The 23,037-nt window shown below is 72.5% G+C and carries 18 protein-coding genes, 1 tRNA gene and 4 pseudogenes; 10 read left to right on the top strand and 13 right to left on the bottom strand.

Translation table 11 applies throughout. The annotated features are described in order from the left end of the window. Window positions 1–91: 91 nt before the first annotated feature. Window positions 92–1,810, top strand: coding sequence for a tetratricopeptide repeat protein (locus tag LNW71_RS20295; RefSeq protein WP_250969529.1), 1,719 nt, complete (start codon window positions 92–94; stop codon window positions 1,808–1,810). 109 nt (window positions 1,811–1,919) lie between these two features. On the opposite strand, the gene hppD is transcribed toward LNW71_RS20295, so the two are convergent. Continuing rightward, a complete protein-coding gene (gene hppD / locus LNW71_RS20290) occupies window positions 1,920–3,065 on the bottom strand; it encodes a 4-hydroxyphenylpyruvate dioxygenase (RefSeq protein ID WP_250969528.1) in 1,146 nt (381 codons plus the stop codon). 133 nt (window positions 3,066–3,198) lie between these two features. Between hppD and LNW71_RS20285 the strand changes: the two genes are divergently transcribed. From LNW71_RS20285 to LNW71_RS20250, 8 genes and pseudogenes are all read left to right on the top strand, one after another. Continuing rightward, entirely contained in the window at window positions 3,199–3,672 is a 474-nt protein-coding gene (locus LNW71_RS20285; RefSeq protein WP_250969527.1) for an Lrp/AsnC family transcriptional regulator, read from the top strand. A gap of 15 nt (window positions 3,673–3,687) precedes the next feature. Beyond that, a complete protein-coding gene (locus LNW71_RS20280; protein ID WP_250969526.1) occupies window positions 3,688–4,335 on the top strand; it encodes an ABC transporter permease in 648 nt (215 codons plus the stop codon). After that, window positions 4,328–5,590, top strand: a complete 1,263-nt coding sequence (locus LNW71_RS20275) for a betaine/proline/choline family ABC transporter ATP-binding protein (RefSeq protein WP_250969525.1) — start codon at window positions 4,328–4,330, stop codon at window positions 5,588–5,590. The genes LNW71_RS20280 and LNW71_RS20275 overlap by 8 nt, the downstream gene beginning before the upstream one ends. Continuing rightward, window positions 5,587–6,480 (top strand): ABC transporter permease, encoded by an 894-nt coding sequence (locus tag LNW71_RS20270; protein ID WP_250969524.1) that lies wholly within the window; start codon window positions 5,587–5,589, stop codon window positions 6,478–6,480. Before LNW71_RS20275 ends, LNW71_RS20270 begins: the two co-directional genes overlap by 4 nt. A gap of 107 nt (window positions 6,481–6,587) precedes the next feature. Next, window positions 6,588–7,477: pseudogene (locus LNW71_RS20265) on the top strand (glycine betaine ABC transporter substrate-binding protein). Window positions 7,478–7,609: 132 nt separating this feature from the next. Continuing rightward, window positions 7,610–8,224, top strand: coding sequence for a winged helix-turn-helix domain-containing protein (locus LNW71_RS20260; RefSeq protein WP_250969523.1), 615 nt, complete (start codon window positions 7,610–7,612; stop codon window positions 8,222–8,224). Window positions 8,225–8,238: 14 nt separating this feature from the next. Beyond that, complete coding sequence (locus LNW71_RS20255; RefSeq protein ID WP_250969522.1) at window positions 8,239–8,442, top strand: hypothetical protein; 204 nt, start codon at window positions 8,239–8,241, stop codon at window positions 8,440–8,442. 3 nt (window positions 8,443–8,445) lie between these two features. Further along, window positions 8,446–9,747 (top strand): MFS transporter, encoded by a 1,302-nt coding sequence (locus tag LNW71_RS20250; RefSeq protein WP_250969521.1) that lies wholly within the window; start codon window positions 8,446–8,448, stop codon window positions 9,745–9,747. Here LNW71_RS20250 and LNW71_RS20245 read toward each other — a convergent pair. The 6 genes and pseudogenes from LNW71_RS20245 to LNW71_RS20220 form a co-directional block, all read right to left on the bottom strand. Continuing rightward, window positions 9,737–10,525, bottom strand: coding sequence for a S16 family serine protease (locus tag LNW71_RS20245; protein WP_250969520.1), 789 nt, complete (start codon window positions 10,523–10,525; stop codon window positions 9,737–9,739). The genes LNW71_RS20250 and LNW71_RS20245 overlap by 11 nt on opposite strands. Window positions 10,526–10,724: 199 nt before the next feature. Then, the gene (locus tag LNW71_RS20240; RefSeq protein ID WP_024489166.1) at window positions 10,725–11,366 is read right to left on the bottom strand and encodes an IclR family transcriptional regulator; all 642 of its coding nucleotides are present in this window, start codon (window positions 11,364–11,366) and stop codon (window positions 10,725–10,727) included. Between the two features lie 518 nt (window positions 11,367–11,884). Continuing rightward, window positions 11,885–13,665 (bottom strand): annotated as a pseudogene (locus LNW71_RS20235) (DEAD/DEAH box helicase). 151 nt (window positions 13,666–13,816) lie between these two features. Then, window positions 13,817–14,206 (bottom strand): type II toxin-antitoxin system death-on-curing family toxin, encoded by a 390-nt coding sequence (locus LNW71_RS20230; RefSeq protein WP_250969519.1) that lies wholly within the window; start codon window positions 14,204–14,206, stop codon window positions 13,817–13,819. After that, entirely contained in the window at window positions 14,203–14,403 is a 201-nt protein-coding gene (locus LNW71_RS20225) for a ribbon-helix-helix protein, CopG family (RefSeq protein WP_073738190.1), read from the bottom strand. Before LNW71_RS20225 ends, LNW71_RS20230 begins: the two co-directional genes overlap by 4 nt. Window positions 14,404–14,443: 40 nt before the next feature. Then, window positions 14,444–15,922, bottom strand: a complete 1,479-nt coding sequence (locus tag LNW71_RS20220; RefSeq protein ID WP_250969518.1) for an MFS transporter — start codon at window positions 15,920–15,922, stop codon at window positions 14,444–14,446. Window positions 15,923–16,101: 179 nt separating this feature from the next. Here LNW71_RS20220 and LNW71_RS20215 point away from each other — a divergent pair. Then, window positions 16,102–16,173 (top strand) — tRNA-Cys (locus LNW71_RS20215). A gap of 52 nt (window positions 16,174–16,225) precedes the next feature. Here the strand turns inward: LNW71_RS20215 and LNW71_RS20210 are convergent. The 6 genes and pseudogenes from LNW71_RS20210 to LNW71_RS20185 all read right to left on the bottom strand — a co-directional run bounded on the left by LNW71_RS20210 (window position 16,226) and on the right by LNW71_RS20185 (window position 22,918). Beyond that, a complete protein-coding gene (locus LNW71_RS20210) occupies window positions 16,226–16,636 on the bottom strand; it encodes a hypothetical protein (RefSeq protein WP_250969517.1) in 411 nt (136 codons plus the stop codon). A gap of 101 nt (window positions 16,637–16,737) precedes the next feature. After that, window positions 16,738–17,583 (bottom strand): hypothetical protein, encoded by an 846-nt coding sequence (locus LNW71_RS20205; protein ID WP_250969516.1) that lies wholly within the window; start codon window positions 17,581–17,583, stop codon window positions 16,738–16,740. Continuing rightward, window positions 17,559–18,005 (bottom strand): hypothetical protein, encoded by a 447-nt coding sequence (locus LNW71_RS20200; protein WP_250969515.1) that lies wholly within the window; start codon window positions 18,003–18,005, stop codon window positions 17,559–17,561. Before LNW71_RS20200 ends, LNW71_RS20205 begins: the two co-directional genes overlap by 25 nt. A gap of 106 nt (window positions 18,006–18,111) precedes the next feature. Next, window positions 18,112–20,455 (bottom strand): annotated as a pseudogene (locus LNW71_RS20195) (xanthine dehydrogenase family protein molybdopterin-binding subunit). Next, window positions 20,452–22,025, bottom strand: a pseudogene (locus LNW71_RS20190) (2Fe-2S iron-sulfur cluster-binding protein). The pseudogenes LNW71_RS20195 and LNW71_RS20190 overlap by 4 nt, the downstream one beginning before the upstream one ends. Continuing rightward, window positions 22,022–22,918 carry an FAD binding domain-containing protein gene (locus tag LNW71_RS20185; RefSeq protein ID WP_250969514.1) on the bottom strand — a complete coding sequence of 299 codons (897 nt, stop codon included), beginning with the start codon at window positions 22,916–22,918 and terminating at the stop codon, window positions 22,022–22,024. Before LNW71_RS20185 ends, LNW71_RS20190 begins: the two are co-directional and overlap by 4 nt. Window positions 22,919–23,037 lie beyond the last annotated feature (119 nt).

Here is a 23,037-nt window from a genome sequence, read left to right as displayed (position 1 = left end):
AGACTGACACCCGGGCCCATTGGTGTGAACCCGTATGCGGCTGCCTTCGCAAGGCGCTGTGTGTTAGTCGTACTGACGCAGAGTGATCGGTATGGACGTCACGCCACAGCAGCCGCAGACGGCCCCCGGGCCGGACCACTCCCCCGAGACCGCCTACGCCCCGCCCTACGAGTCCCCGCCCGCGCTGCCGCCGGACTTCGCGTCCCTGGCCGAACCACCCCCCGCCTCGCTGCGCACGACCCTGCGCCGGGCGGCGTTCGGCGTGGTGGCGGGCGCGGTGCTGGTGACGGGTGCGGTGGTCGCCGTGCCCGACGACGACAAGGACGCCGCGCCGCTGGCCGGTCCGGTGTCACGGGCCATGACGGCGACGGCCGCGGGCTCGCCCGCCTCGCTCTCCGATCTGACGGCGCTCATCGGGGACCGCCAGAAGTGGGTGGGCACGCATCCCTCGGACGCGCAGTCGTGGGCGGTGCTCGGGTCGGCGTACGTGGAGTGGGGCCACCGTGCCGCGGACGCGGCGTACTACACCCGGGCCGAGCAGGCGCTGAAGCGGTCCCTGAACGTGCAGCCGGGTGAGCGCGGGAACGAGGCGGCCTGGGTGGGGCTGGCCTCGCTCGCCAACGCCCGGCACGACTTCGTCACGGCGAAGAAGTGGGGCGAGACGGTACGGGGGCGGCTGCCGAAGCAGTGGACGGTGTACCCGGAGCTGATCGACGCGTACAACGGCCTCGGTGACCTCAAGTCGGCGACCAAGGCGGTGGAGAAGTACGCGGCGCTGCGGTCCGGTGTTCCGTCGCTGGGCCGGACCGCCGAGATGTACCGCGACCGCGGCTGGCGCGAGGACGCGCTCGCCTCCGCGCAGGACGCCGCGAACCGGGCGAAGACCCCGGCGGAGAAGGCGGCCTGCCTGTCCCGGCTGGGCGAACTGGCCTGGGAGCGGGGCGAGCCGGAGGAGGCCGTCGCCCAGTACGGGGCCGCGCTGCGCACCGACCGCGCCCATCACCCCTCGCTGGCCGGCCGGGCGCGTGCGCTGGCGGCCCTCGGCCGCACCGACGAGGCCCAGCGGGACTACCAGGCGGCGCTGGCGAAGTCGCCCCGGCCCGCATACATGCTGGAGTTGGGCGAGTTGTACGAGTCGCTCGGCCTGGACGGCGACTCCGTCAACCAGTACGCGCAGCTGCGCAAGGCGCTGGCCCGTGCCAAGAGCCAGGGCGTGGACGACGACCTGCTGCTGGGCCGCTTCGAGGCCGCCCACGGCGACGCGGCCGCGGCGGTGGAGCTGCTGCGGGCGGAGTGGGACCGCGGCCACCGCAGCGCGGCGGTGGCGGATGCGCTGGGCTGGGCGCTGCACCGCTCGGGCGACTCGGACTCGGCTCAGGAGTACGCGCAGAAGGCCGTCGACTCGGGCGGCCGGAACGCCGGCTACTCGTACCACCTGGGCATGATCCAGCGCGCGTTGCGGGACTTCGGGCCGGCCCGCCGCCATCTGGAGGAGGCGCTGCGCACCAACCCGCAGTTCTCGCCGCTGGACGCCCCCAGGGCGCAGGAGGCGCTGGACACCATGGGGCTGCCGCCGGCCGGCGGCCCGCAGGACATGCAGCCGGCTCCGCTGCCGGCGCCCGAGCCCTCGCAGGCGCCCGAGCCGCTGCCGGCCCCGGACCCGGTGGGGCCGGCGGCGCCCGCCGCGGAGCCCGGCCGGCCGGCGGCGCAGGCTCCGGCACCGGCTGCGGGCCGCAGGCGCGCAAGGCGCAGCCGAGCCCGCGGAAGCCGGCCGCGGAGGACGCGGGACATGCCTCGCACTCCGCGGTGAAGCCGGCCGCCGGGCATTCACCGGCCGGCCACTGAGGCGCGGCGTTGATCCGGCACACCACGACGGGCGGGCCGATTCCGGCCCGCCCGTCGTGGTGTGCCGCGTCGGCTCAGAGGTTGCCGCGCTTCTCCTGCTCGCGCTCGATGGCCTGGAACAGGGCCTTGAAGTTGCCCTTGCCGAAGCCCATCGAGCCGTGGCGCTCGATCATCTCGAAGAACACCGTCGGCCGGTCCTGGACCGGCTTGGTGAAGATCTGCAGCAGGTAGCCGTCCTCGTCGCGGTCGACGAGGATCTTCAGCTCGCGCAGGGTCTCCACGGGCACCCGGGTCTCGCCGGCCCACTCACCCAGCGTGTCGTAGTACGAGTCCGGGGTGTCCAGGAACTGGACGCCGGCCGCCCGCATCGCGCGCACCGAGGCGACGATGTCGTTCGTGGCGAGCGCGATGTGCTGGACGCCCGCGCCGCCGTAGAACTCCAGGTACTCGTCGATCTGCGACTTCTTCTTGGCGACGGCCGGTTCGTTGATCGGGAACTTGACCTTGAGCGTGCCGTCGGCGACCACCTTGGACATGAGCGCGGAGTACTCGGTGGCGATGTCGTCGCCCACGAACTCCTTCATGTTGGTGAAGCCCATGACCTTGTTGTAGAAGCCGACCCACTCGTTCATCCGGCCGAGCTCGACGTTGCCGACGCAGTGGTCGACGGCCTGGAAGGTCCGCTTGGCGGGCGGCTCGACGATCGGGGCGGCCTCGGTGTAGCCGGGGAGGTAGGGGCCGTCGTAGCCGGTGCGCTCGACGAGGGTGTGGCGGGTCTTGCCGTACGTGGCGATGGCGGCCAGCACGACCGTGCCGTGCTCGTCCTTGACCTCGTGCGGCTCGGTGAGGCCGAGGGCGCCGTGCTCGACGGCGTAGGCGTAGGCGGCGCGTGCGTCGGGGACCTCGATGGCCAGGTCGGTGACGCCGTCGCCGTGCTCGGCCACGTGGTCGGCGAGGAAGCGGCCGTGGTCGGTGGTCGCCCTGATGACGGAGGTGAAGACGAAGCGGGCGGAGCCGTTGGTCAGGACGTAACTGGCGGTCTCGCGGCTGCCGTTCTCCGGTCCGGAGTAGGCGACCAGCTTCATGCCGAAGGCTGTCGAGTAGTAGTGCGCGGCCTGCTTGGCGTTGCCGACGGCGAAGACGACCGCGTCCATTCCCTTGACCGGGAAGGGATCGGCCTGCCGGGCGGTTCCGGGAGTGCTGTGCATCGTCTCAGTCATGTCCGAAGGTTCCCGCCGCTTCGCAAGATGCGCAACAGTTCGCGAAATCACTGGGCAGTCTGTGCAGTGGATAGCAATGATGGCCGGACTATCTGTACATGGTGACCATCACCGTGACCCCCGGAGGCGGACCGTGGCGATCGATCATCTGGACGGGCGGCTCATCGTGCTGCTGGCGCGCGAGCCGCGGATCGGCGTACTGGAGGCGTCGCGCCGGCTCGGCGTGGCGCGCGGGACGGTCCAGGCACGGCTGGACCGTCTTCAGTCGAATGGCGTCATCCGCGGATTCGGCCCGGACGTCGATCCGGCGGCCCTCGGATATCCGGTCACCGCCTTCGCGACGCTGGAGATCAAGCAGGGCCAAGGCGCCGACGTACGGGCTCATTTGGGCGGCGTACCCGAGGTGCTGGAGCTGCACACGACCACCGGGCAGGGCGACATGTTCTGCCGGCTGGTGGCCCGTTCCAACGCCGACCTCCAGCGGGTGATCGACCGGGTTGTCGGATTTGATGGCATTGTCCGGGCCTCCACGGCCATCGTCATGGAGAACCCCGTACCCCTGCGCATCATCCCGCTCGTCGAGCAGGCCGCACAGGACACCGACTGAGCCGAGGAGTGACGCGTGAGCTTCTGGTCGTATCTGGGCAATCGGCACCAGCAGCTGCTCACCGACGCGTTCCAGCACGCCAGCGCCGTCTTCCAGTGCATGGTCATCGCCACCGCGCTGGGTGTGCTGATCGGCGTGGTCAGCTACCGCAGCGGCTGGGGCGGTTCGGTGGCGATCACCTCGACGGCGACCGTCCTGACCATTCCGTCCCTCGCCGCGATCGGTCTGCTGATCCCGCTGGTCGGACTCGGCGTGGCGCCGACCGTCATCACCCTGACGCTGTACGGGCTGCTGCCCATCGTCCGTAACGCCATCGTCGGACTACGCGGCGTCGACCCGGCGCTCGTGGACGCGGCGAAGGGCATCGGGATGTCGCGGATCGCCCGGCTCTGCAAGGTGGAACTGCCGCTCGCCTGGCCGCCGATCCTCACCGGCATCCGGGTCTCCACCCAGATGCTGATGGGCATCGCCGCCATCGCCGCGTACGCCTCAGGGCCCGGTCTGGGCAACGAGATCTTCCGCGGTATCGCCTCGCTGGGCAGCGCCAACGCGATCAATTCGGTGCTCGCGGGCACGCTCGGCATCGTCATCCTCGCCCTGCTCTTCGACGCCGCGTACGTGCTGCTGGGGCGGCTCACCATCCCGAGGGGGATCCGTGTCTGAGACCGCCGCAGAGACCGAACCGAAGCCGGCCGTCAACGCCACCTCCGGCGCGACCATCCAGCTGGAGAACCTGACGAAGCTCTATCCGGGCAATCCCAACCCGGCCGTGGACAACGTCTCGATGGACATCAAGGCCGGCGAGACCGTGATCCTCGTCGGTCCGTCCGGCTGCGGGAAGTCGACCACCCTGAAGATGATCAACCGGCTGATCGAGCCGACGTCGGGCCGGATCCGGATCGGCGACGAGGACGTCACCGACATGGACCCGGTGAAGCTGCGCCGGAAGATCGGCTACGCGATCCAGTCGTCCGGTCTCTTCCCGCACATGACGGTCGCCGAGAACATCGCCCTCGTACCGAAGATGGTCGGCTGGTCGAAGTCGAAGGTGAAGGACCGGGTCGAGGAGATGCTCGACCTGGTCGGCCTCGACCCGCGCGAGTTCCACGGCCGCTATCCGCGCGCCCTGTCCGGCGGTCAGCAGCAGCGGGTGGGCGTGGCGCGGGCGCTGGCCGCCGATCCGCCGGTGCTCCTGATGGACGAGCCGTTCGGCGCGGTCGACCCGATCACCCGGGACCACCTCCAGGACGAGCTGATCCGGCTCCAGCACGAACTGCACAAGACGATCGTCTTCGTCACCCATGACTTCGACGAGGCGATCAAGCTGGGCGACCGGATCGCCGTGCTGCGCGAGCGCTCGCACATCGCGCAGTTCGACACCCCGGAGGCCATCCTCACCAACCCGACGGACGACTTCGTCTCGGGTTTCGTGGGCGCCGGTGCGGCGCTGAAGCGGCTCAACCTCACCCGGGTGCGGGATGTGGAGATCGCCGAGTTCCCGACGGTGACCGTCGAGGACCCGCTCCAGTCGATCTTCAACAAGCTGCGCAGCGGACCGCACAACGAACTGCTGATGCTGGACCGCAGGAACCGCCCCTACAAATGGCTGCGGCGCGGTGACCTGATGCGGGCCCGCGGTTCGCTGGCGCGTGCCGGGCAGCTGGTGCACGACACGGTGACCAGGGACGCGACGCTGCACGACGCACTGGAGGCGGTGCTCACCGACAGCGGCGGACGGGTCGCGGTGACCGGGCGACGCGGCGAGTTCATCGGCGTCGTCGACATGCACACCCTGATGAACTCCGTGCACGAGCTCCTGGAGGCCGACCGGCTCACCGCCATCGAGCACCAGCACGAGCTGGAGGAGCAGCGGTCCCACCAGACCGTGCAGGAGCTGGAGGGCGGTGCGGACGCATGACTCCTCCCTCCTCGTCCCCGTCCCCTCAGTCACCCGGCCCCGGCGGCCCGGTCCCCGCGTCCGACCGGGACCGCCCGCCCGGCGAGCACGACGTCAAGGGCCATGCCTTCCGCGACGAGGAGGAGGAACCCTCGCAGCCGCCGGCCGGGCCGCCGCGCCGGATCACCTGGCGCAAGCTGATGCTGGTGCCCGCGGCGCTCGCGGTGGTCCTGATCGTCACGTACGTGTGGATCAACCACGTGTCCCTCGACTCGATCGCGGAGAACTCACTGGCCGGCGACACGGTCCAGCTGCGGTGGTGGCAGCACGTCAGGCTGACCGCCATCTCGACCTTCTGGGTGCTGATCATCGCCATTCCGCTGGGCATCGCGCTGACCCGCCCGGGGCTGCGCAGGGGCGCGCCGGTCGTCACCGCGATCGCCAACATCGGGCAGGCGACGCCGGCGATCGGCCTGCTGGCACTGCTGGTGATCTGGCTGGGTATCGGCCCTTCGACGGCCATCACGGGCATGGTGATCTACGCGGTGCTGCCGGTGCTCTCCAATACGGTCGCCGGCCTGAAGGCGATCGAGCCGACGCTGGTGGAGGCCTCGCGCGGCATCGGCATGTCGGCCATGGGGACGCTCCGCAAGGTCGAACTGCCGCTCGCCGTGCCGCTGATCCTGGCCGGTGTCCGGACCGCGCTGGTGCTCAATGTGGGCACGGCGACCCTGGCGACGTTCGGCGGCGGTGGCGGGCTCGGGGACCTGATCACCTCGGGCATCCAGACCCAGCGGATGCCGGTGCTGGTGCTCGGTTCCGTGCTGACGGTGGTGCTGGCGCTATTGGTGGACTGGCTGGCCTCACTGGTCGAGCTGGCGCTGACGCCGCGTGGACTGGAGGTGGGGTGATGGGCCCGCAGCGAAGGCGCAGGGCGACGGGCGTGCGCACCGGCCTGGCGGGGGCGGTGGTGCTGGCACTGGCGCTCTCCGGGTGCGGCCTGAAGAGCGGGTCGCCGATGGTCGACGACGTGGTCCCGGGTTCCGCGGGGCTGGGCACGCCGCTGGACGGCGCCTCGCTGACCGTCACGTCGAAGAACTTCAGCGAGAACATCATCCTGGGCCAGATGATCGGCCTGATCTTCAAGGCCGCCGGGGCCGAGGTGCTGGACCGGACGAACCTGCCCGGCTCGATCAGTGCGCGCGAGGCGATCCGCCAGGGCGACGCCGATGCGATGTACGAGTACACGGGCACCGGCTGGATCACCTACCTGGGCCACGCGAAGCCGATCACCGACCCGCAAAAGCAGTGGGAGGCGGTGCGCGCCGCGGACCGGAAGAACGGGGTGACGTGGCTGCCGCAGTCGACCCTCAACAACACCTACGCGCTCGCCATCAGCAAGAAGAACAACGCGAAGTACCACTTGAAGACGCTTTCGGACGTCGCCGCGCTGACGAAGAAGAACCCCTCGGCGGTGACGATCTGCGTGGAGAACGAGTTCGCCTCGCGCAACGACGGACTGCCGGGCATGGAGAAGGCGTACGGGATGTCGATCCCGGGCGGCAACATCAAGAAGATGGACGCCGGCATCGTCTACACCCAGGTGTCGAAGTCCAACTCCTGCCTGCTGGGTGAGGTGTTCACCACGGACGGCCGGATCAAGGCGATGGACCTCGACGTGCTGCAGGACAACAAGCACTTCTTCCCCAACTACAACGCGGCGCCCGTCATCCACACCGCGACCTTCGACAAGTACCCGGTGATCGCGGCACTGCTGGACCCGCTCAGCGCACGGCTGACGACGGAGGTCGCGCAGCAGCTGAACGCCAAGGTGGACGTCGAGGGGAGGACCCGCACGAGGTGGCCAAGGACTGGCTGGTCTCGGAGGGGTTCATCAAGGCGGGGTGACGCCTCGTCGAGGAGCGGTGCGCCTGGTCGGGGAAGGGTCCGGGAAGGGGCGGGGAGGCCGGCCGCGAGTTCCAAAGAACTAGTTGCAAAAAACCGGTTGCAAAGGTCTCTTTGCAACTCTATGGTGGAGGCATGGCAGAGAACGAGGCCGGCCGCGACAGCGCCCCGGCCGGCACCCCGGAGCTCCACATGGTGAACGCCCGCACCCTGCGCGGGCTGGCCCACCCCCTGCGGCTGCGGTTGCTGAACACCCTGCGGGAGTTCGGCCCGGCCACCGCGTCCGGTCTCGCGGACCGGCTCGGCGAGTCCAGCGGCGCCACCAGTTACCACCTGCGCCAGCTCGCCTCGTACGGCTTCGTGGCGGACGACCCGGAGCGCGGCAAGGGGCGCGAGCGGTGGTGGAAGGCCGTCCACACGGGCACGGCGTTCGACCGCACCGCGGACTTCCTCCGCGACCCGGACCCGGAGGTGCGCGGGGCCATGGGCGTCGTCATGCACGAGATCGCCACCACGCACACCCAGGAACTGAACACCTGGCTCGGCACCATGCACGAGTGGCCCGAGGAGTGGCTGCGCTCCTCCGACCTCAGCGACTTCAAGGTGCGTCTCACGCCCGAACTCTCCCTGGAACTGGCGGAGAAGATCCACGAGCTCGTCGAGAGCTACCGCGACCGGGTCCCGGAGGACACCGAGGGCTCCGCGGTGGTCCGCACCCACCTGCACGTCTTCCCCCGCCCGACCGACTGAAGGGACCACCACCCATGCATCCCCACACGCACCTTCAGCTGCACCGCATCCGCTCCGCCGAACTGCGCCGCCAGGCGGCCGACTTCCGCCTCGCCGCTCTTTGCCGCGCCCCGCGCGCCGACCTGCGGACCCAACTGGGCTGGACCATGGTCGAGCTGGGCCTGCGCCTGATACCGGACCGCTCCGCCATGCCGTCCCGCGCACCCCGACCGGCCTAGCCGGTGGACGGGGGGAAGACGCGGAACCGGGTACCACTCACTGCCGTACTGGCCGCCAACTCGATATCCACCGCCGGTACTTCACTCACCCTGATCGGCGTCCCCTGGTTCGTCCTGGAGACCACGGGAAGCGCCGGCCGGGCCGGGGTCGTCGCCTTCTGCGCGACCCTCCCGATCGTGGTCTCCGCACTGATCGGCGGGCCCGTCATCGACCGGATCGGCCGGCGCCGGGTCTCCGTCGCCTCCGACACGGTGTGCGGACTCGCCGTCGCCGCGGTCCCGTTGCTCCACTACGCCGACGCGCTCGCCTTCTGGACGCTCTGCGTGCTGATGGCGGTCAACGGGCTGGCCCACACCCCCGGCAACACGGCGCGCTACGTCCTGGTGCCCGACCTCGCCGCACACGCCGGCACCACGCTCGCCCGCGCGGCCAGCCTCTTCGACGCCGTCTCGCGCGGGGCCAGGATGGTCGGGGCGGCGCTGGCCGGGGTACTGATCGCCCTGGTGGGGGCGGAGACCGTACTCCTGCTGGACGCGGCGACCTTCCTGACCTCGGCCGCGCTGATCGCTGCGGGGGTACGGGGGGTGCGCGCCGCGGAGCCCGTGAAGGCCGCGGCGCCGGTCTCCCTGCGCACCTACCGGCGCGAACTGCGCGAGGGATACGCCTACCTGTTCGGCAACCGGCTGCTGCTGGGCGTCGTGGTGACAGTCCTCTTCATGAACGGCACCGACCAGGGCTGGAACGCCGTCCTGCTGCCGGTGCACGCGTCGGCCGAACTGGGCGGAGCGCGGGATCTCGGGCTGCTCACCGCGTTGTTCGGGGCGGGCGGCCTGACCGGGGCGCTGCTGTACGGGGCAGTGGGGCACCGCTACTCACGGCGGGCCGTGTTCAGCGTGTGCGTGGTGCTGTGCGGGGCCCCGAGGTTCCTGGTCGCGGCGCTGACCGGGACCACACTGCCGCTCGCCGTGACGATGGTGCTGAGCGGGGTCGCGGGCGGGGTCCTGAACCCGATCCTGACGACGGTGATCTACGGCAGCGTCCCCGACGAGCTGCGCAGCCGGGTCTCCGGCGCGCTCACCGCGGGGTGCGAGCTGGCCATGCCGGTGGGCGGTCTGGCGGCGGGCCTGCTGGTGGAGGGCGCGGGCGCTTCGGGGGCGCTGCTGGCGATGGGCGCGGTCTATCTGGTCGCGACCCTGAGCCCGCTGGTCTTCCCGGCCTGGCGGAGGATGGACGACGAGCCGTCGGCCGGGAGCGTCGACCGGGCGGGGGCCGTCGACCTGGCGGGGGAAGCGGTCAGCAGCTAGGGACCTTGCCCCCGTGGTCCAGCGCCCGCAGCGAGGAGACCGCACCCTTCAGGGTCGTGACCGGGATCAGCCTGAGCCCGTCCGGAAGCTCGGCGTGCGCCTCCTTGCACTCGGCCTTCGGGACGAGGAAGACGGTCGCCCCGTCCCGGCGGGCCGCCTGGGTCTTCAGCGAGACGCCGCCGACCGCGCCGACCGCGCCGCCCGGCGCGATGGTGCCGGTGCCGGCGATGGTGCGGCCGCCGGTGAGGTCGCCCCCGGAGCCGTCGCCGTCGAGCTTGTCGATGATGCCGAGCGCGAAGAACAGCCCGGCGCTGGGCCCGCCCACGTCGGCGAGGTGCAGGGTCACGTCGACCGAGCCGGGCGGCTTGCCGAGATACCGCTCGGCGGCGGACACGGCCAGGTCCTGCGACTTCACCATGTCGTCGAGGTTGTGCTTCTCGATCTGCTTCTCGGAGCCGCCGCTCGGATAGACGGAGTCGTGGGGCATGACCGCCCGGTCCGTCCGGAACCAGCTGTCGACCACGTCACCGATCCCGACGTCGGCTTCGGGCCCGGTGGCCACGATCGTCGTCATCCGCAGCTCGCCCGTGGTGTGCCGGGTGGGGGTGCCCTTGATGCTGATCACGGGAGCGCCGTGGTCGTCCCCGAGCACGTTCGCCGTCGTACCGGGCTGCGCCAGCGTGAACGGCAGCGGCGCGAAGGCGGCCACGCCGAAGAGGGCGAGGACGGGGAGGGCGCAGAGGGCGAGGGTGCGGGAGCGCGAGTGGCGTGTGAACACCCGCCCAATCTAACCGGCCGCCTGCCGGGGCCGCCGCCGAGGTTCGGGCCTGCGGGGGCCCGGGGCCGGGATCACGGGGCCGGGGTCGCGGGGCCGGGGCCCACGTGCGGAGGCGGGCACCCGCCCTGACCGGTTCCGTCCTCAATCGCCGGACGGGCTGGGGATGCCGTTCCGGCGATTGAGGGCAAGGTCTCAGTCGCTAGCGAAGCGCGTCCGCTACCTCGCGTGCCGCGTCCACCACTCGGGGGCCGACCCGTTCCGGGACCGCGTCCGCGAGCATCACCACGCCCACGCTGCCCTCGACCCCGGTCACCCCCATCAGCGCGGCCGCCGCCCCGCTCGCGCCCGCTTCGAGCTCGCCGTGGGTCAGGGTGAAGGCGGTCTCGCCCACCGGCTTCTGCCGGGCGGCGAGGATCGCCCGGCCCGCGGCACCCCGGTCGAGCGGGTGACGGAAGCCGGCCCGGTACGCCACGTGGTAGTCCGTCCAGGTCGGTTCGACGACCGCGACGGCGAGTGCGTCCGTGCCGTCGACCAGTGTGAGGTGGGCCGTGGCCCCGATGTCCTCGGCCAGGGAGCGCAGCGCGGGCAGCGCGGCCTCCCGGACGAGCGGGTGCACCTGGCGGCCCAGGCGCAGCACGCCCAGGCCCACCCTGGCCCGGCCGCCCAGGTCACGCCGTATCAGGGTGTGCTGTTCCAGGGTGGCGAGCAGGCGGTAGACCACCGTGCGGTTGACGCCGAGTTTGTTGGACAACTCGGTGACCGTCAGGCCGTGGTCGGTGTCGGCAAGCAGTTTGAGGACACGCAGTCCCCGGTCGAGCGTCTGGGAAGTCTCCGCGGTCACGACGCCCTCTCCTCTTTGGTGAGCGGCAGCGGCTGGTTCCCACGGGTTGTGCGTCACCGGTCCCAGCGGCGACGCACGGAGAGGCCGCCGGCCTGGCCAAGGCACCGGCTGCGCTCCGCGGCGGCGTTGCCACGGGGCGTTCACATTTTTGGGACAGTAGCGAGCCAGTCCGCTGAGCGGAAGACCTCGTCCAGAATCCGGGCGCTTATGGAAAAGCAGTTGTGCCGGAAGAGCATAAGTGCCGGTCAGCGAGGCGTCGGCCGACGGCCGCGCATCTACGCGCGTCCAGGTCGGGCGACTCGCTCGCCACGCTCCGTAGACGGGACGTGAACCAGCGTTAACTCACTGTGAACAAATTCCGGCCAGTTTTCTGAACGGTTCCGTTGTTCTGCCGCTCGCCGCGCCTCGCGGGGGGACGAAGGGGCAGGGCGCGAGGGAGCTGCACCCGCTCATGGGAACGGCCCGGGGCGAGGACTCCTGTCCCCTCCCCGGGCCGTTGCCCGTGCCTTGCCGCGGGCTCACGTCATGCGGGTGGCCCACTCCTGGACCTTCTTGATCCGCTGCTCGATCTGCCCGGCGGTGGCCTCCGCGCTCGGCGGGCCGCCGCACACCCGCCGCAGCTCGGTGTGGATGACCCCGTGCGGCTTGCCGCTCTGGTGCGTGTAGGCCGACACCATGGTGTTCAGCTGCTTGCGCAGCCCCAGCAGCTGCTTGTGCGTGACCACCGGCCGGTCGCCGGCCGGCTTCTCCAGCAGATCGGCCTCGGAGGCCGGCTTCTGGCGGCTGTGCGCGATCTGCCGGGTCTGCCGCTTCTGGAGCAGCAGCTGCACCTGGTCGGGTTCGAGCAGCCCCGGGATGCCGAGGTAGTCCTGCTCCTCCTCGCTGCCGGGGTGCGCCTGCATGCCGAACTCGGCACCGTCGTACAGCACCCGGTCGAAGACCGCGTCGGACTCCAGCGCCTCGAAGGGCAGCTGCTCCTCGGTCTCCTCGTCCTCCAGCTTCTCGGCGTCGGAGAGGAGCTTGTCCTCCTCGGCGAAGGGTTCTCCTCGTCGCTGCCCTTCTTGGGCTTGTCGAGGACGTGGTCCCGTTCGACCTCCATCTCGTTGGCGAAGTCGAGGAGCATCGGGATCGTCGGCACGAAGACGGAGGCCGTCTCGCCGCGCCTGCGGGAGCGCACGAAGCGGCCGACGGCCTGCGCGAAGAAGAGCGGCGTCGAGATGGTGGTGGCGTACACGCCGACCGCCAGGCGCGGCACGTCGACTCCCTCGGACACCATGCGGACGGCGACCATCCAGCGCGATTCGTCGTCGGTGAACTGGTCGATCTTCTTCGACGCGGCCTTCTCGTCGGAGAGGACGACGGTCACCTTCTCGCCGGTGACCTTCCGGAGGATCTTGGCGTACTCGCGCGCCGACTCCTGGTCGGTCGCGATGACCAGGCCGCCGGCGTCCGGGATGCCCTTGCGGACCTCGGTCAGCCGCTTGTCGGCCGCGCTGAGCACATTGGGGATCCAGTCACCGGTGGGCGACAGCGCGGTGCGCCAGGCCTGCCCGATGGCGTCCTTGGTCATCGGCTCACCGAGCCGGGCGGCGATCTCGTCACCGGCCTTGGTGCGCCAGCGCATGTTGCCGCTGTAGCTGAGGAAGATCACCGGGCGGACGACGCCGTCGGCGAGCGCGTTGCCGTAGCCGTAGGTGTAGTCGGCCGAGGACCGCCGGATCCCGTCGTTGCCCTCCTCGTACGCCACGAAGGGGATCGGGTTGGTGTCGGAGCGGAACGGCGTGCCGGTGAGCGCGAGCCGGCGGGTCGCCGGGTCGAACGCCTCCTGGCAGGCCTCGCCCCAGGACTTCGAGTCTCCGGCGTGGTGGATCTCGTCGAGGATCACCAGGGTCTTGCGCTGCTCGCACCGGTTGCGGTGCAGCATCGGGCGGACACCGACACCCGCGTACGTGACCGCGACCCCGTGGTACTCCTTGCTCACGGGGCCGGCGCTGTACTCGGGGTCGAGCTTGATCCCTATCCGGGCGGCCGCCTCCGCCCACTGCTTCTTGAGGTGCTCGGTCGGCGCGACGACGGTGACCTGCTGCACGACGTGGTGGTGCAGCAGCCATGACGCGAGGGTGAGCGCGAAGGTGGTCTTGCCGGCGCCGGGGGTCGCGACCGCGAGGAAGTCGCGCGGCTGCTCCTGGATGTACCTCTCCATGGCGCCCTGCTGCCAGGCTCGCAGCTTGCCGGCCGTACCCCAGGGGGCGCGGCCGGGAAAGGCGGGTGAGAGGTGGTGGGAGGCGGTAGTAGTCACGGTCTCCGGTTCGGGTCTCTCGGGTACGTGTGGTGCTGTCCGCACGGGCCGGGACGGGCACGCACGCGATACGACAACCGGGCCACCCTACCGGGGGGCGGGGTGCGAACGAGCTCGGACTGCGCCGCCCGGCCGGGAATTGCGACGGCTGTCACACGTGGTCGACGACCAGGTCGCGCAGCCCTTGGGAGATGACCTTCACCTCGTCCATTTCCCCGGTGGCGACCGCGATGACCAGGCGTTCGGCCGCGTCGATGTCCGGGCGGAGATCGACCCCGTTCATCGCCAGGAAGGTCATGCACGACAGCCAGGCGGTGCGCTTGTTGCCGTCGAACAATGGATGGTTGATCGCCAGGGACTGGAGCAGCGCGGCCGCCTTGTCGACGACGTCGGGATACGCCTCCTCACCGAACATGGCCGCGGAGGGCCGATGGGCGGCCGATTCGAGGAGTCCTGCGTCGCGGACCACGATCTGCATGTCGGCGCAGGCGTGCTCGGCAATGACGAGGATGTCTTCGGAGGTCAGGTAGACGCAGCTCACTTGAGCCGCTCCATGAGCTCGCCCCACTTGGCCGCCTGCTCCTTCGCGGTCTTGCGGACGATGGCCTGCTGGGCGGTCCTGGCCAGGTAGTCGTCCACTGCCTGCAGGAGTATGGCGTGCATGCTCGTCCCCTCCTGCTCGGCGCGCTGCTTCAGGGCTTCGGTCTGGTCGTCACGAAGACGCAGGTTCATGGCCATACCAAAACGGTACCACCGCGTGGGGCCAAACCAGTACCAACTAGTTCTCCCGCACCCGCGTGGCCACCCACGCCCCCACCGCCGCGACCCCCGCCATCGGCAGGAACACCACCGCGAACGCTCCGGGATGCGAGCCCTGCCCGCCGGCCTCCACCGCCTCGTGCACGGCCCCCACCGCTCCCCCGCCGAGCGCGGCGAACGCGGCGCCGCCCGCGGCCAGCAGCAGGACGTTGGAGAGGCCGTCGGAGATCTGCAGGGCCGCGGAGTTCGCGCCCGCCTCCTCGGGCGCCGACAGCTTCAGCAGCAGCACACTCGTCGATGCCATCACCGCACCCATGCCGAGGCACCCGAAGGCCCAGGCGACGGCGACCGTCCAGACCGGCACCCCGTCGATCAGCACGGCCGGCGCGGCCGCGACGGCCGCGGCGACCAGCACCATGCCGGCCACCATCAGCCGCTCGCGGTACGGCTCCAGGCGCGGCCGGGACTGCACGTACGACCCCAGCGCCCAGGTCCCGCCGCCGGCGGCGAGCGAGAGCCCGGCCATGGTCGGGGACAGGCCGCGCTGGGTGACCAGCATCAGCGGTACGAACGACTCGGCGGCGATGAACGACCCGGCCGCCACCCCGCGCAACAGCACCACCGCGGGCAGCCCGCGGGCCGCCCGGGCGGTGCCCGGCGGCAGCAGACCGCGGACCGCGGGGACGAGCAGGGCGACGCCGGCGGCGGCCGGCAGCAGCGAGAACCAGTTCCGTTCCTGACCGGCGTACTGGAGCAGTCCGGCGCCCAGCGAGATGCCCAGCGCGAGCACGATGCGCCGGCGGTCGTAGGACTCGACGGGCGCCGCCGGGTCGGCCGGCCCGGACGCCATCCGCCGGATCGCGGGCAGCGCGAGCGCCAGCGGGAAGACCACCAGGACCGGAATGCCGACGAAGACCCAGCGCCAGCCCAGGTGCTCGGTCACGCTCCCGGCGGCCAGCGGCCCGACGACGGACGGGATCACCCAGCTCGCGGCGAACGCGGCCATGATCGCCGGCCGCAGCTGCTCGGGGTAGGCCCGGCTGATCACCACGTACAGCGCGACGATCACCAGCCCGCCGCCGAGCCCCTGCACGGCCCGCCCCGCGATGAACATCCACATGGTGCCCGCGGTCCCGGACAGCAGCAGCCCCGCCCCGAAGGCGCTGATCCCGGCGGCCAGCGGCGCCAGCGGTCCGCGCCGGTCGGCCCACTGCCCGGACAGCACCATGGCGAAGAGGCTGGTGGTGAAGTACGCCGAGAACGCGAACGCGTACAGCGGGATGCCGTGCAGCTCACGGGCGGCGACCGGCATCGCGGTCCCCACGGCGGTCGCCTCGAAGGCGATCAGAAACACGACGGAGACGATGCCGATGCTGAGCGCCCGGTAGGTCCTCCCGAGCACCCCTTCCGGCGTCGCGGCGACGTCGGCCCCGCCCAGGTCATCGATGTCTGCGAGGCGGGCCGAGAGCTCGGCGTCACGCGGTTCCAGGACGGTCATCCGCCCAGAGTAAGGGGCAAAATCCGGGATGAACCCTGTCGCGAGTCGCTGCCGCTCTCCTCCCTTGGTCGTAGGACCGGCCGGCCGATCATGAACGCCGTATGGCAGTCGCGTTGCGGGGCCGGCCGCACCCTTGGCCTCACGGCCCCGGGGCCTACGGTCGGTGAAGAACAACGCACGGCCGTGTGCCCGAGAGGCTTAGGGGCTCGACTGCAACTCGAGTTACACCGGTTCGATTCCGGTCACGGCCTCCTGATGAAACCGCCCGTCCCTGGTATGCAGGGGCGGGCGGTTCGCTTTGGATCAGCCGATGACCGGAGGGACGATGCGCCGGTCGCCGTACTGCCAGGTCTCCTCGTCCTCGACGAAGTGATCCCCCTCCGCGTCACGGTCGGCAGCACGGGACTGCCCGGTGCGCGGGCTCCGGCTCACCGGCAGGCCGCCGGAGGTGAACGGGCGCGCGCCCGTCGCCCCGAGAGGCTGTGAGCGGCCGCCGGAGATGCCGCTCCGGCCGGCCCCCGCACCCGCTGCTCCCGTTCCCGGACCGCGCACCACGGGCGTTCCCCGCTGCCCGCTCTCGGCGCCGGCCACCGTGCCACGGGGCAGGGCTGCCGCCGGGCGCCCGGCGGCGGGCGGCACCGGACGTCCACCGGTGATGCCGCCGCCCTCGGCGGGGACGGCGGTTGCCGAACGGCGTGAGCCCCCATCGGTCACCGCCGGGCGCGGGGTGCCGGCCGGCCGGCCCGGAACCGTTGCGGCGGACTGCGTGACGGGAGCGCCGGCGAGGACCGGCGCCGCCGCGCCGGCCGGCCCGGTCACGCCGCCGGGGGCCGCGCCGTCCATCGCCCCGGCGGGCGGTCCGGCGGGGCCGGCGGGGCGTCCGGCGGCGGGGCGAACGCGTCGAGGGCCATGGCGGCCGGCCGTGCCGCCGGGTCGGCCGCCCTGGAGAGGCGCTCGCCCGCGCTCCCGGCAGACCCCGCCGTGCCGTCCGGCACCTCGGCGCCGGCCCGCTGCGGCGGCAGAGCGTGTGCTGCGGACACACCGACCGTGGTGCCGGCGGCGGTTCGCCCGAGGTGTGCGCTCGCGGCCGCGCCCGGGTCGGGGCCCTGCCGGTCCGGCACGGCCTCCTGCGGCAGCGGCGGGAAAACGGGCTTCTCCAGGGCGGTGAGCTGCGCCGCCGAGAACTCGTACGTCTGCGCCAGCCTCCGCATCTGCGCCGCCGCCTCCTGCCGGCCGGCCTCCGTCGAGGCGAGCAGGGTCTCCGCGGACCGCCGCGCGCCCGCGGAGGCGGCCGGGTCGTCCCGCGTCGCCGCCGCCGCGTCGAGGCTCGCCCGGATGCCGGTCTGCGGGCGGGGGATCGACGCCTGGGCGGAGGTGACCGCGCGCGACGCCTCGGCGAGCCACTTCGAGGCGCTCTCGCCGTAGTCCCCCAGGCGCAGCGTCGCATTGGCCAGGTCGGCGCTCCAGGTGCGGAAGGCGTCGGCTCCCGCGCCCTTCCACTCCACCCGCTGCGGGCGGGTCCTCAGGTCCTCGGCGATCCTGCGGATCTGCGCCGCCGCGCTCACCAGGCGGTCGGCCGCGTCCTGGATCTCGCCGCCGGCGGCCTCGTCGAGCCACCGCAGCATCTCCTCGTGGGTCAAGCGGTCGAAGTCCGTGCCCACGGCGCCGCTCCCTCCTCGCTCCTGACGGTGAGCATGCGGTCGCGGACGTCCGTGTCGGTGTGCGCGTAACCCCGGTGGGAGTCGAGCACCGCGGTACCCATGCCCTCCATGGAGTCCGACAGCAGCTGGGACAGCCGCTCCAGCTCCCCGACGACGGTGCGGTACGAGCCGTGCAGGGCGTCCGCCTCGGACCAGCTGCCCGTGCCGCCGCCGAACCGCCCGCGGCTCACGGGGTCCTCGCCGAGCCTTCCGGGCGCCGCGGGGGATGCCCGCAGGTCACGCAGGAGTTCGTCGATGCGGTCGCGGAAGCCGGTGAACGACGAGAGTTCGGTGACGAGTTCGCCGGCGGTGTCGGGGGCGGCCGGCCCCGGCGTGGCGGCGGCGGGCCACGACGCACCCCGCCCCGGATAGATCGGCAGCACAGCAACCTCCCCGTGAAGAGCTTCGGAGATCACTGTAGGCAGCAGCGCCGACCGGTCGCGGCGCCGGATTGCGGCTGCAATCCGGCGAACAGCGTCCGTCCCGCGGTCAGGACTTGGCGACCGCGACGGCTGCCTGGGGCCTGATCGGGAGGCGGTTGATCGGGCGGCCGGTGGCCGAGCGGACCGCGGCGGCCACGGCGGCCGGGGAGGTCACCACCGGGATCGCGGAGGCAGGCTTGGCACCGAAGGGGGCCACCACGTCGCGTTCCTCGACGAGTTTGACAATGCGAATGTCCGGCGCGTCAAGGGAGGTCGGCAACGCGTAACCCGTTAGGTCGGGGTGGCGGATCAGACCGCGGGCGGTACGGAGGTTCTCCGTCAGGGCGGCGCCGATGCCCTGGGTGACGCCCGCCTCGATGCGGGTGGCCAGCTGAGACGGGTTGAGAATGCGGCCGACGTCCTGGGCGACGGCCATCTCCACCACGCGGACCGAGCCGAGTTCGATGTCGACGTCCACCACCGCGCGGATCGCGCAGAACGCCAGGCCGACGAAGGCGTCGCCCTGGCCGGACTCGTCGAGCGGCTCCGTGGGGTGGGGGCGGCACTGGGCGGTGGCCCAGAGTTCCTTGCCGTCCATCGCCTCGGTGACGGTCGTGGACAGCACCCCGTCGTACGAGGTGATCTTGCCGTCCGCGATCTGGAGCAGTTCGGTGGACATGCCGAACTTGTGCGCCAGCGGCTGGAGCAGCTGGGTGCGGACCATCTTCGCCGCGCGTTCCACCGCTCCGGCGGAGACCCAGGTGTGGCGGCCGTGCGTGGCGGGGCCCGCCGGGGCTGGTCGGTGTCGACGGAGGCCACGTGGACCTCTTCGATGCCGAGGGTCTCCTGGACGACCTGGCGGGCCAGCGTCGTGAAGCCCTGGCCCGTCTCGACGGCGGCGCAGATGACGGTGGCGATCCCGTCGTGGACCCGGACCGTGGCCGTGGAGACCTCGTCGGTGCCCTCGGCGCCGAGCATGTGGACCATGCCGAGTGCGTAGCCGACGCCGCGTCTCACCGCGCCGGGTTCGCCCGCGCCCTCGGGTCCGCCCGGGAGCAGCCAGTCGTCCTCCGGGGAGTCCTTCGGGAGCGAGGGGAGGGGAAAGTCCCTCACCGCGCGCAGGAGTTCGGCGACGGGAGCGGGGCAGGTCACCGTCTGTCCCGTGGGCAGGATGTCGCCGGTGGACAGGGAGTTGCGCAGCCGCAGCTCGGCCGGGTCGATGCCGAGCCTGGTGGCGAGCTTGTCCATCTGGCCCTCGTACGCGGCGCAGACCTGCATCGCGCCCTCGCCCCGGACGTGCCCGGAGGGCGGGTTGTTCGTGCGGACCGCCCAGCCCTCGATGAAGGCGTGCGGGACGACGTACGGGCCGCAGGCGAACGCGACGGCTGCGGCCAGGGACTCGGACGAGGCGTCGGCGTACGCGCCCGCGTCGAGCAGGATCTGGGCCTCGACCTTCACCAGGCGGCCCTCGGCGTCCGCGTGGTGGCGGTAGCGGAGCAGGGTCGGGTGGCGGTGCGCGTGGCCGAGGAAGGACTCCTCGCGGGTGGCGGCCAGTTTGACCGGGCAGCCGGTGCGCAGGGCGAGCAGGCCGAGCGGGAGCTGGAATCCGGGTCCTCGCGGTCGCCGGTCGCGCCGGGGACACCGGTGACGACGACCTTCACCCGGTCCGGTTCCAGGCCGAAGCAGGCGGCGGCGAGGTCGCGGTCGGTGTGCGGGTCGGTGGAGGCGGTGTAGATCTCCACGCCCCCGTCGGGACGGGGCACGGCGAGCCCGGCCTCCGCGCCGATCGGCGCCGGGTCCTGGCGGCCGATGCGGTACAGGCCCTCGACGACGACCTCGCCCACGATCTCCGGGTCGCCGTAGCGCAGCGGGATGTGGCGGATCAGATTGCCGTCGGGGTGCAGGGGTTCGGCCGCGAAGGCCTTCTCCGGGTCGGTGACCGGCTCCAGCACCTCGTACTCGACGGCGATGGCGGCAGCGGCCAGCCGGGCCGTGTCGGGGTGGTCGGCGGCGACCGCGGCGATCGGCTCGCCGTGGTGGCGGACCAGGTCGGAGGCGAAGACGGGGCGGTCCACGACGCGGCGCCCGTAGGCGCTCTCGCCGGGGACGTCCTCGTGGGTGACGACCGCGCGTACGCCCGGCATCTCGGCCGCGGCCGAGGTGTCGATCGACAGGATGCGGGCGTGCGGGTGCGGGGAGCGGAGCACGGCCGCCCAGAGCAGTCCCTCGGCCCACAGGTCGGCGGCGTAGGGGAAGGTGCCCTCGGTCTTGGCCCGGGAGTCGGCCGGCGGCAGCGAGGCGCCCAGGCCGAGCAGCGGCTGCTCGCCCTCCAGGCCGCCGGGGCCGTCCAGCGAGGGGATGCTGATCGCCGTGTGGGTCGCGCCGGCCGCGGTGGCTGCGTCGTTGCTCACGCCATGCCTCCGTCCTGCAGATGGGCCTGCACACTACCCGCGCCGGGCGCCGCCTGGTGCGGGATGCGGGCCTCGTCGTGTTCCGTGGATTCCGGTGCGGGTGCCGAGGCCGCTTCGGCGGCGGCCTCGCGGCCCGCGATGACCTCGTTCACGGCGTCGAGCACGCCCCGATAGCCGGAGCAGCGGCAGAGGTTGCCGCAGAGCGCCTGGCGGGTCTCCAGCTCACTGGGGCGTGGTTGCCCTCCAGGAGGTCGTGCACGGTCATGGCCATGCCGGGGATGCAGAAGCCGCACTGGACGGCGCCGCACCGGGCCAGGGCCCGCTGGACGTCGGACGGCTCACCGTCGACGGCCAGGCCTTCGACGGTACGGACCTCGCTGCCCGCCGCGGTGGCTGCGGGGACCAGGCAGGAGGCGACGAGCCGCCCGTCCACCTGGACGTTGCAGGCGCCGCATTCGCCTTGCGAGCAGCCGTCCTTGGCCCCTGCCAGGCCGAGGCGCTCACGCAGCACGTAGAGCAGCGACTCGCCGATCCAGGCGTCGGTGACGGGCCGGTCGGCGCCGTTGACGTGCAGCAGGTAGGAGGCGGAGGGGTGCTCGCTGGGCAGGTCGAGCGGGGCAGCGGGCGCGGCCTCGGCGCTCTCGTCCTCCGCGGCGTCGGCGCCCACGGCCTCGGCGCCCACCAGGGCTTCGGCTTCCGTGGCCTCGTCGTCCGGTGCCGCCGCGTCGGGCTGCTCCGTGTCGAGGGGCTGTGCGTCCTCCTGGAGGGCTGCCTGCGACGGGGCGTCGTACGAGATCTCGGGCGAGGTCTCGGGCGCGTCCGCGGAGGGCTCCGGGGCCGCGGGCCGGGTGTCGGCGTCGGACCGGTCCTCCCGGTCCCCCGGCTCGTCCGCCGCGGCGTCGGCCGGTGGATGCGGCGACTGGCCGGTGTCCGTCCCCTGCGGCGGGGTGTGACCGGCCGCCGGCTCCGGTTCCCGCGTCGCCCAGGGCGCGGGCGCACCGCCCGGCAGGGTGGCCGGCGGGGTCCGGTCCGCGTACCAGCCGGCGGCCAGCGCGGAGGCGGAGAACTCGCCGGACTCCTCCGGGAGCTCGCCGTCGGCGACCGGGATCGTCCACTGTCCGGTGTGCCCCGCGGGCTCCGGGGATTCGGCGAGGTTCCACTGGCCGGTGGCGGCGGGCGTCTCGCGGTACCGGTCCGGGTACTGCTCCCCGGCGTCCTGGGGCCGGTGCGCGGGCTGCGGGTATCCGTACGGCGACTGCTGCTGGTTCGGGTCCGGCCAGTGCACCGCCTCGGGCACCTGCGGCTCCGCCTCGCCACCGTGCCCCTGCTGGGCCTGCTGGTTCGGTGTCTGGACGACCCAGTTGCCGGTGGCCGCCGGGTCGAGCCCGGCGGCGGGGGTCAGCGGAAGGATCATCGGCGGTACGTAGCCCTGGCCTGGTGCGGCCAGCGGGGCGTTCGCCAGGTCCTCCGGCGGCAGGCGCACGAAGGCGGTCGCGTCCGCGTCGTACTCGCCGCTCTGCGGGGTCGGCTCCCAGCCCCCGTGCTGATCGGCGTGGTCCTCGTTGCTCACGACAGTGCCCTCCCCAGCGCGCGTCGGGCCAGCGCGGCGACGGTGCGCCGCAGGTGCAGTACGGCGGGGGGCAGCGGTGGCGCCTCTCCCCCGTCGGCGGGCGGTGCCTCGTCCGGGATGCAGGCCGCGGCGACGTACTCGCCGAAGGCGGCCAGCGCGTCGGGGGCCAGGCCCCGTTCGCCGTCCCAGTCGATCAGCGAGGCGATCCAGCGTTCGGCCTCCAGCGGCCGCAGCGGCATCGGCGCGATGGCGCCGACCGCGCAGCGCACCCCGCGCCGGGCCGGGTCGAGCACGATCGCGACGGAGGCGGTGGCCCGGCCGGGGCCGGTGCGTCCGGTCGCCTTGAGGAAGACCTGGGGGGCGTGCAGCAGCGGTACGCGGACGAAGCCGATCAGTTCGGCGGGCTCCAGCATCTCGCGGCCGGCCAGCAGGTGGGAGACCGGGATCTCGCGGCGGGCGCCGCCGGGGCCGGCGATGACGAGCTCGGCCTCCAGCGCGGCGAGCACCGGCAGCGCGTCGCCGGTCGGGGCGGCGGTGGCGATGTTGCCGCCGAGCGTTCCGGCGTTGCGGATCTGCGGCGGGCCCGCGGCGCGTGCGGACGCGGCCAGGGCGGGGATGAGGGCGGCGAAGTCCGGGCGCCCCATGCGGGCGTGCGTGAGTCCGGCGCCCAGCAGGGCGTGGCCGTCCTGGTAGTGCCAGCCGCGGAGCTCACTGATCCGGCCGAGGCCGACCAGTCCGGAGGGGCGCAGGAGTCCCCTGTTGACGGCCGACATCAGGTCCGTGCCACCTGCCACGGGGACGGCGGCGGGCATGGCGCCGAGTGCCGCCACGGCCTCGTCCAGCGAGGCAGGCAGCGTGACGGACTGCGTCGCCTGCGGTGCGTGCGTGGTCAACCCAGCTGCCCCTTCCCGGTGTCCCGGCTGTACCGCCTGTTTCGCCGTACGGTACGTGCTCGAAGCCCGGACGTGGCAACTCTGGCACATCTTCGGACCGGCCCGACGCGAGGGTCCGC

Source organism: Streptomyces sp. RKAG290, from assembly GCF_023701695.1.
In the GTDB taxonomy this organism is placed as follows: domain Bacteria; phylum Actinomycetota; class Actinomycetes; order Streptomycetales; family Streptomycetaceae; genus Streptomyces.
This window is presented reverse-complemented; position numbering and strand designations above follow the sequence as displayed.

Excerpts from the sequence above, each read along its gene's own strand:
- LNW71_RS20260 (WP_250969523.1), top strand. The coding sequence starts at position 7,610 with ATGGCAGAGAACGAGGCCGGCCGCGACAGCGCCCCGGCCGGCACCCCG.
- LNW71_RS20270 (WP_250969524.1), top strand. The coding sequence starts at position 5,587 with ATGACTCCTCCCTCCTCGTCCCCGTCCCCTCAGTCACCCGGCCCCGGC.
- hppD (WP_250969528.1), bottom strand. The coding sequence starts at position 3,065 with ATGACTGAGACGATGCACAGCACTCCCGGAACCGCCCGGCAGGCCGAT.
- LNW71_RS20220 (WP_250969518.1), bottom strand. The coding sequence starts at position 15,922 with ATGACCGTCCTGGAACCGCGTGACGCCGAGCTCTCGGCCCGCCTCGCA.
- LNW71_RS20255 (WP_250969522.1), top strand. The coding sequence starts at position 8,239 with ATGCATCCCCACACGCACCTTCAGCTGCACCGCATCCGCTCCGCCGAA.
- LNW71_RS20225 (WP_073738190.1), bottom strand. The coding sequence starts at position 14,403 with ATGGCCATGAACCTGCGTCTTCGTGACGACCAGACCGAAGCCCTGAAG.
- LNW71_RS20295 (WP_250969529.1), top strand. The coding sequence starts at position 92 with ATGGACGTCACGCCACAGCAGCCGCAGACGGCCCCCGGGCCGGACCAC.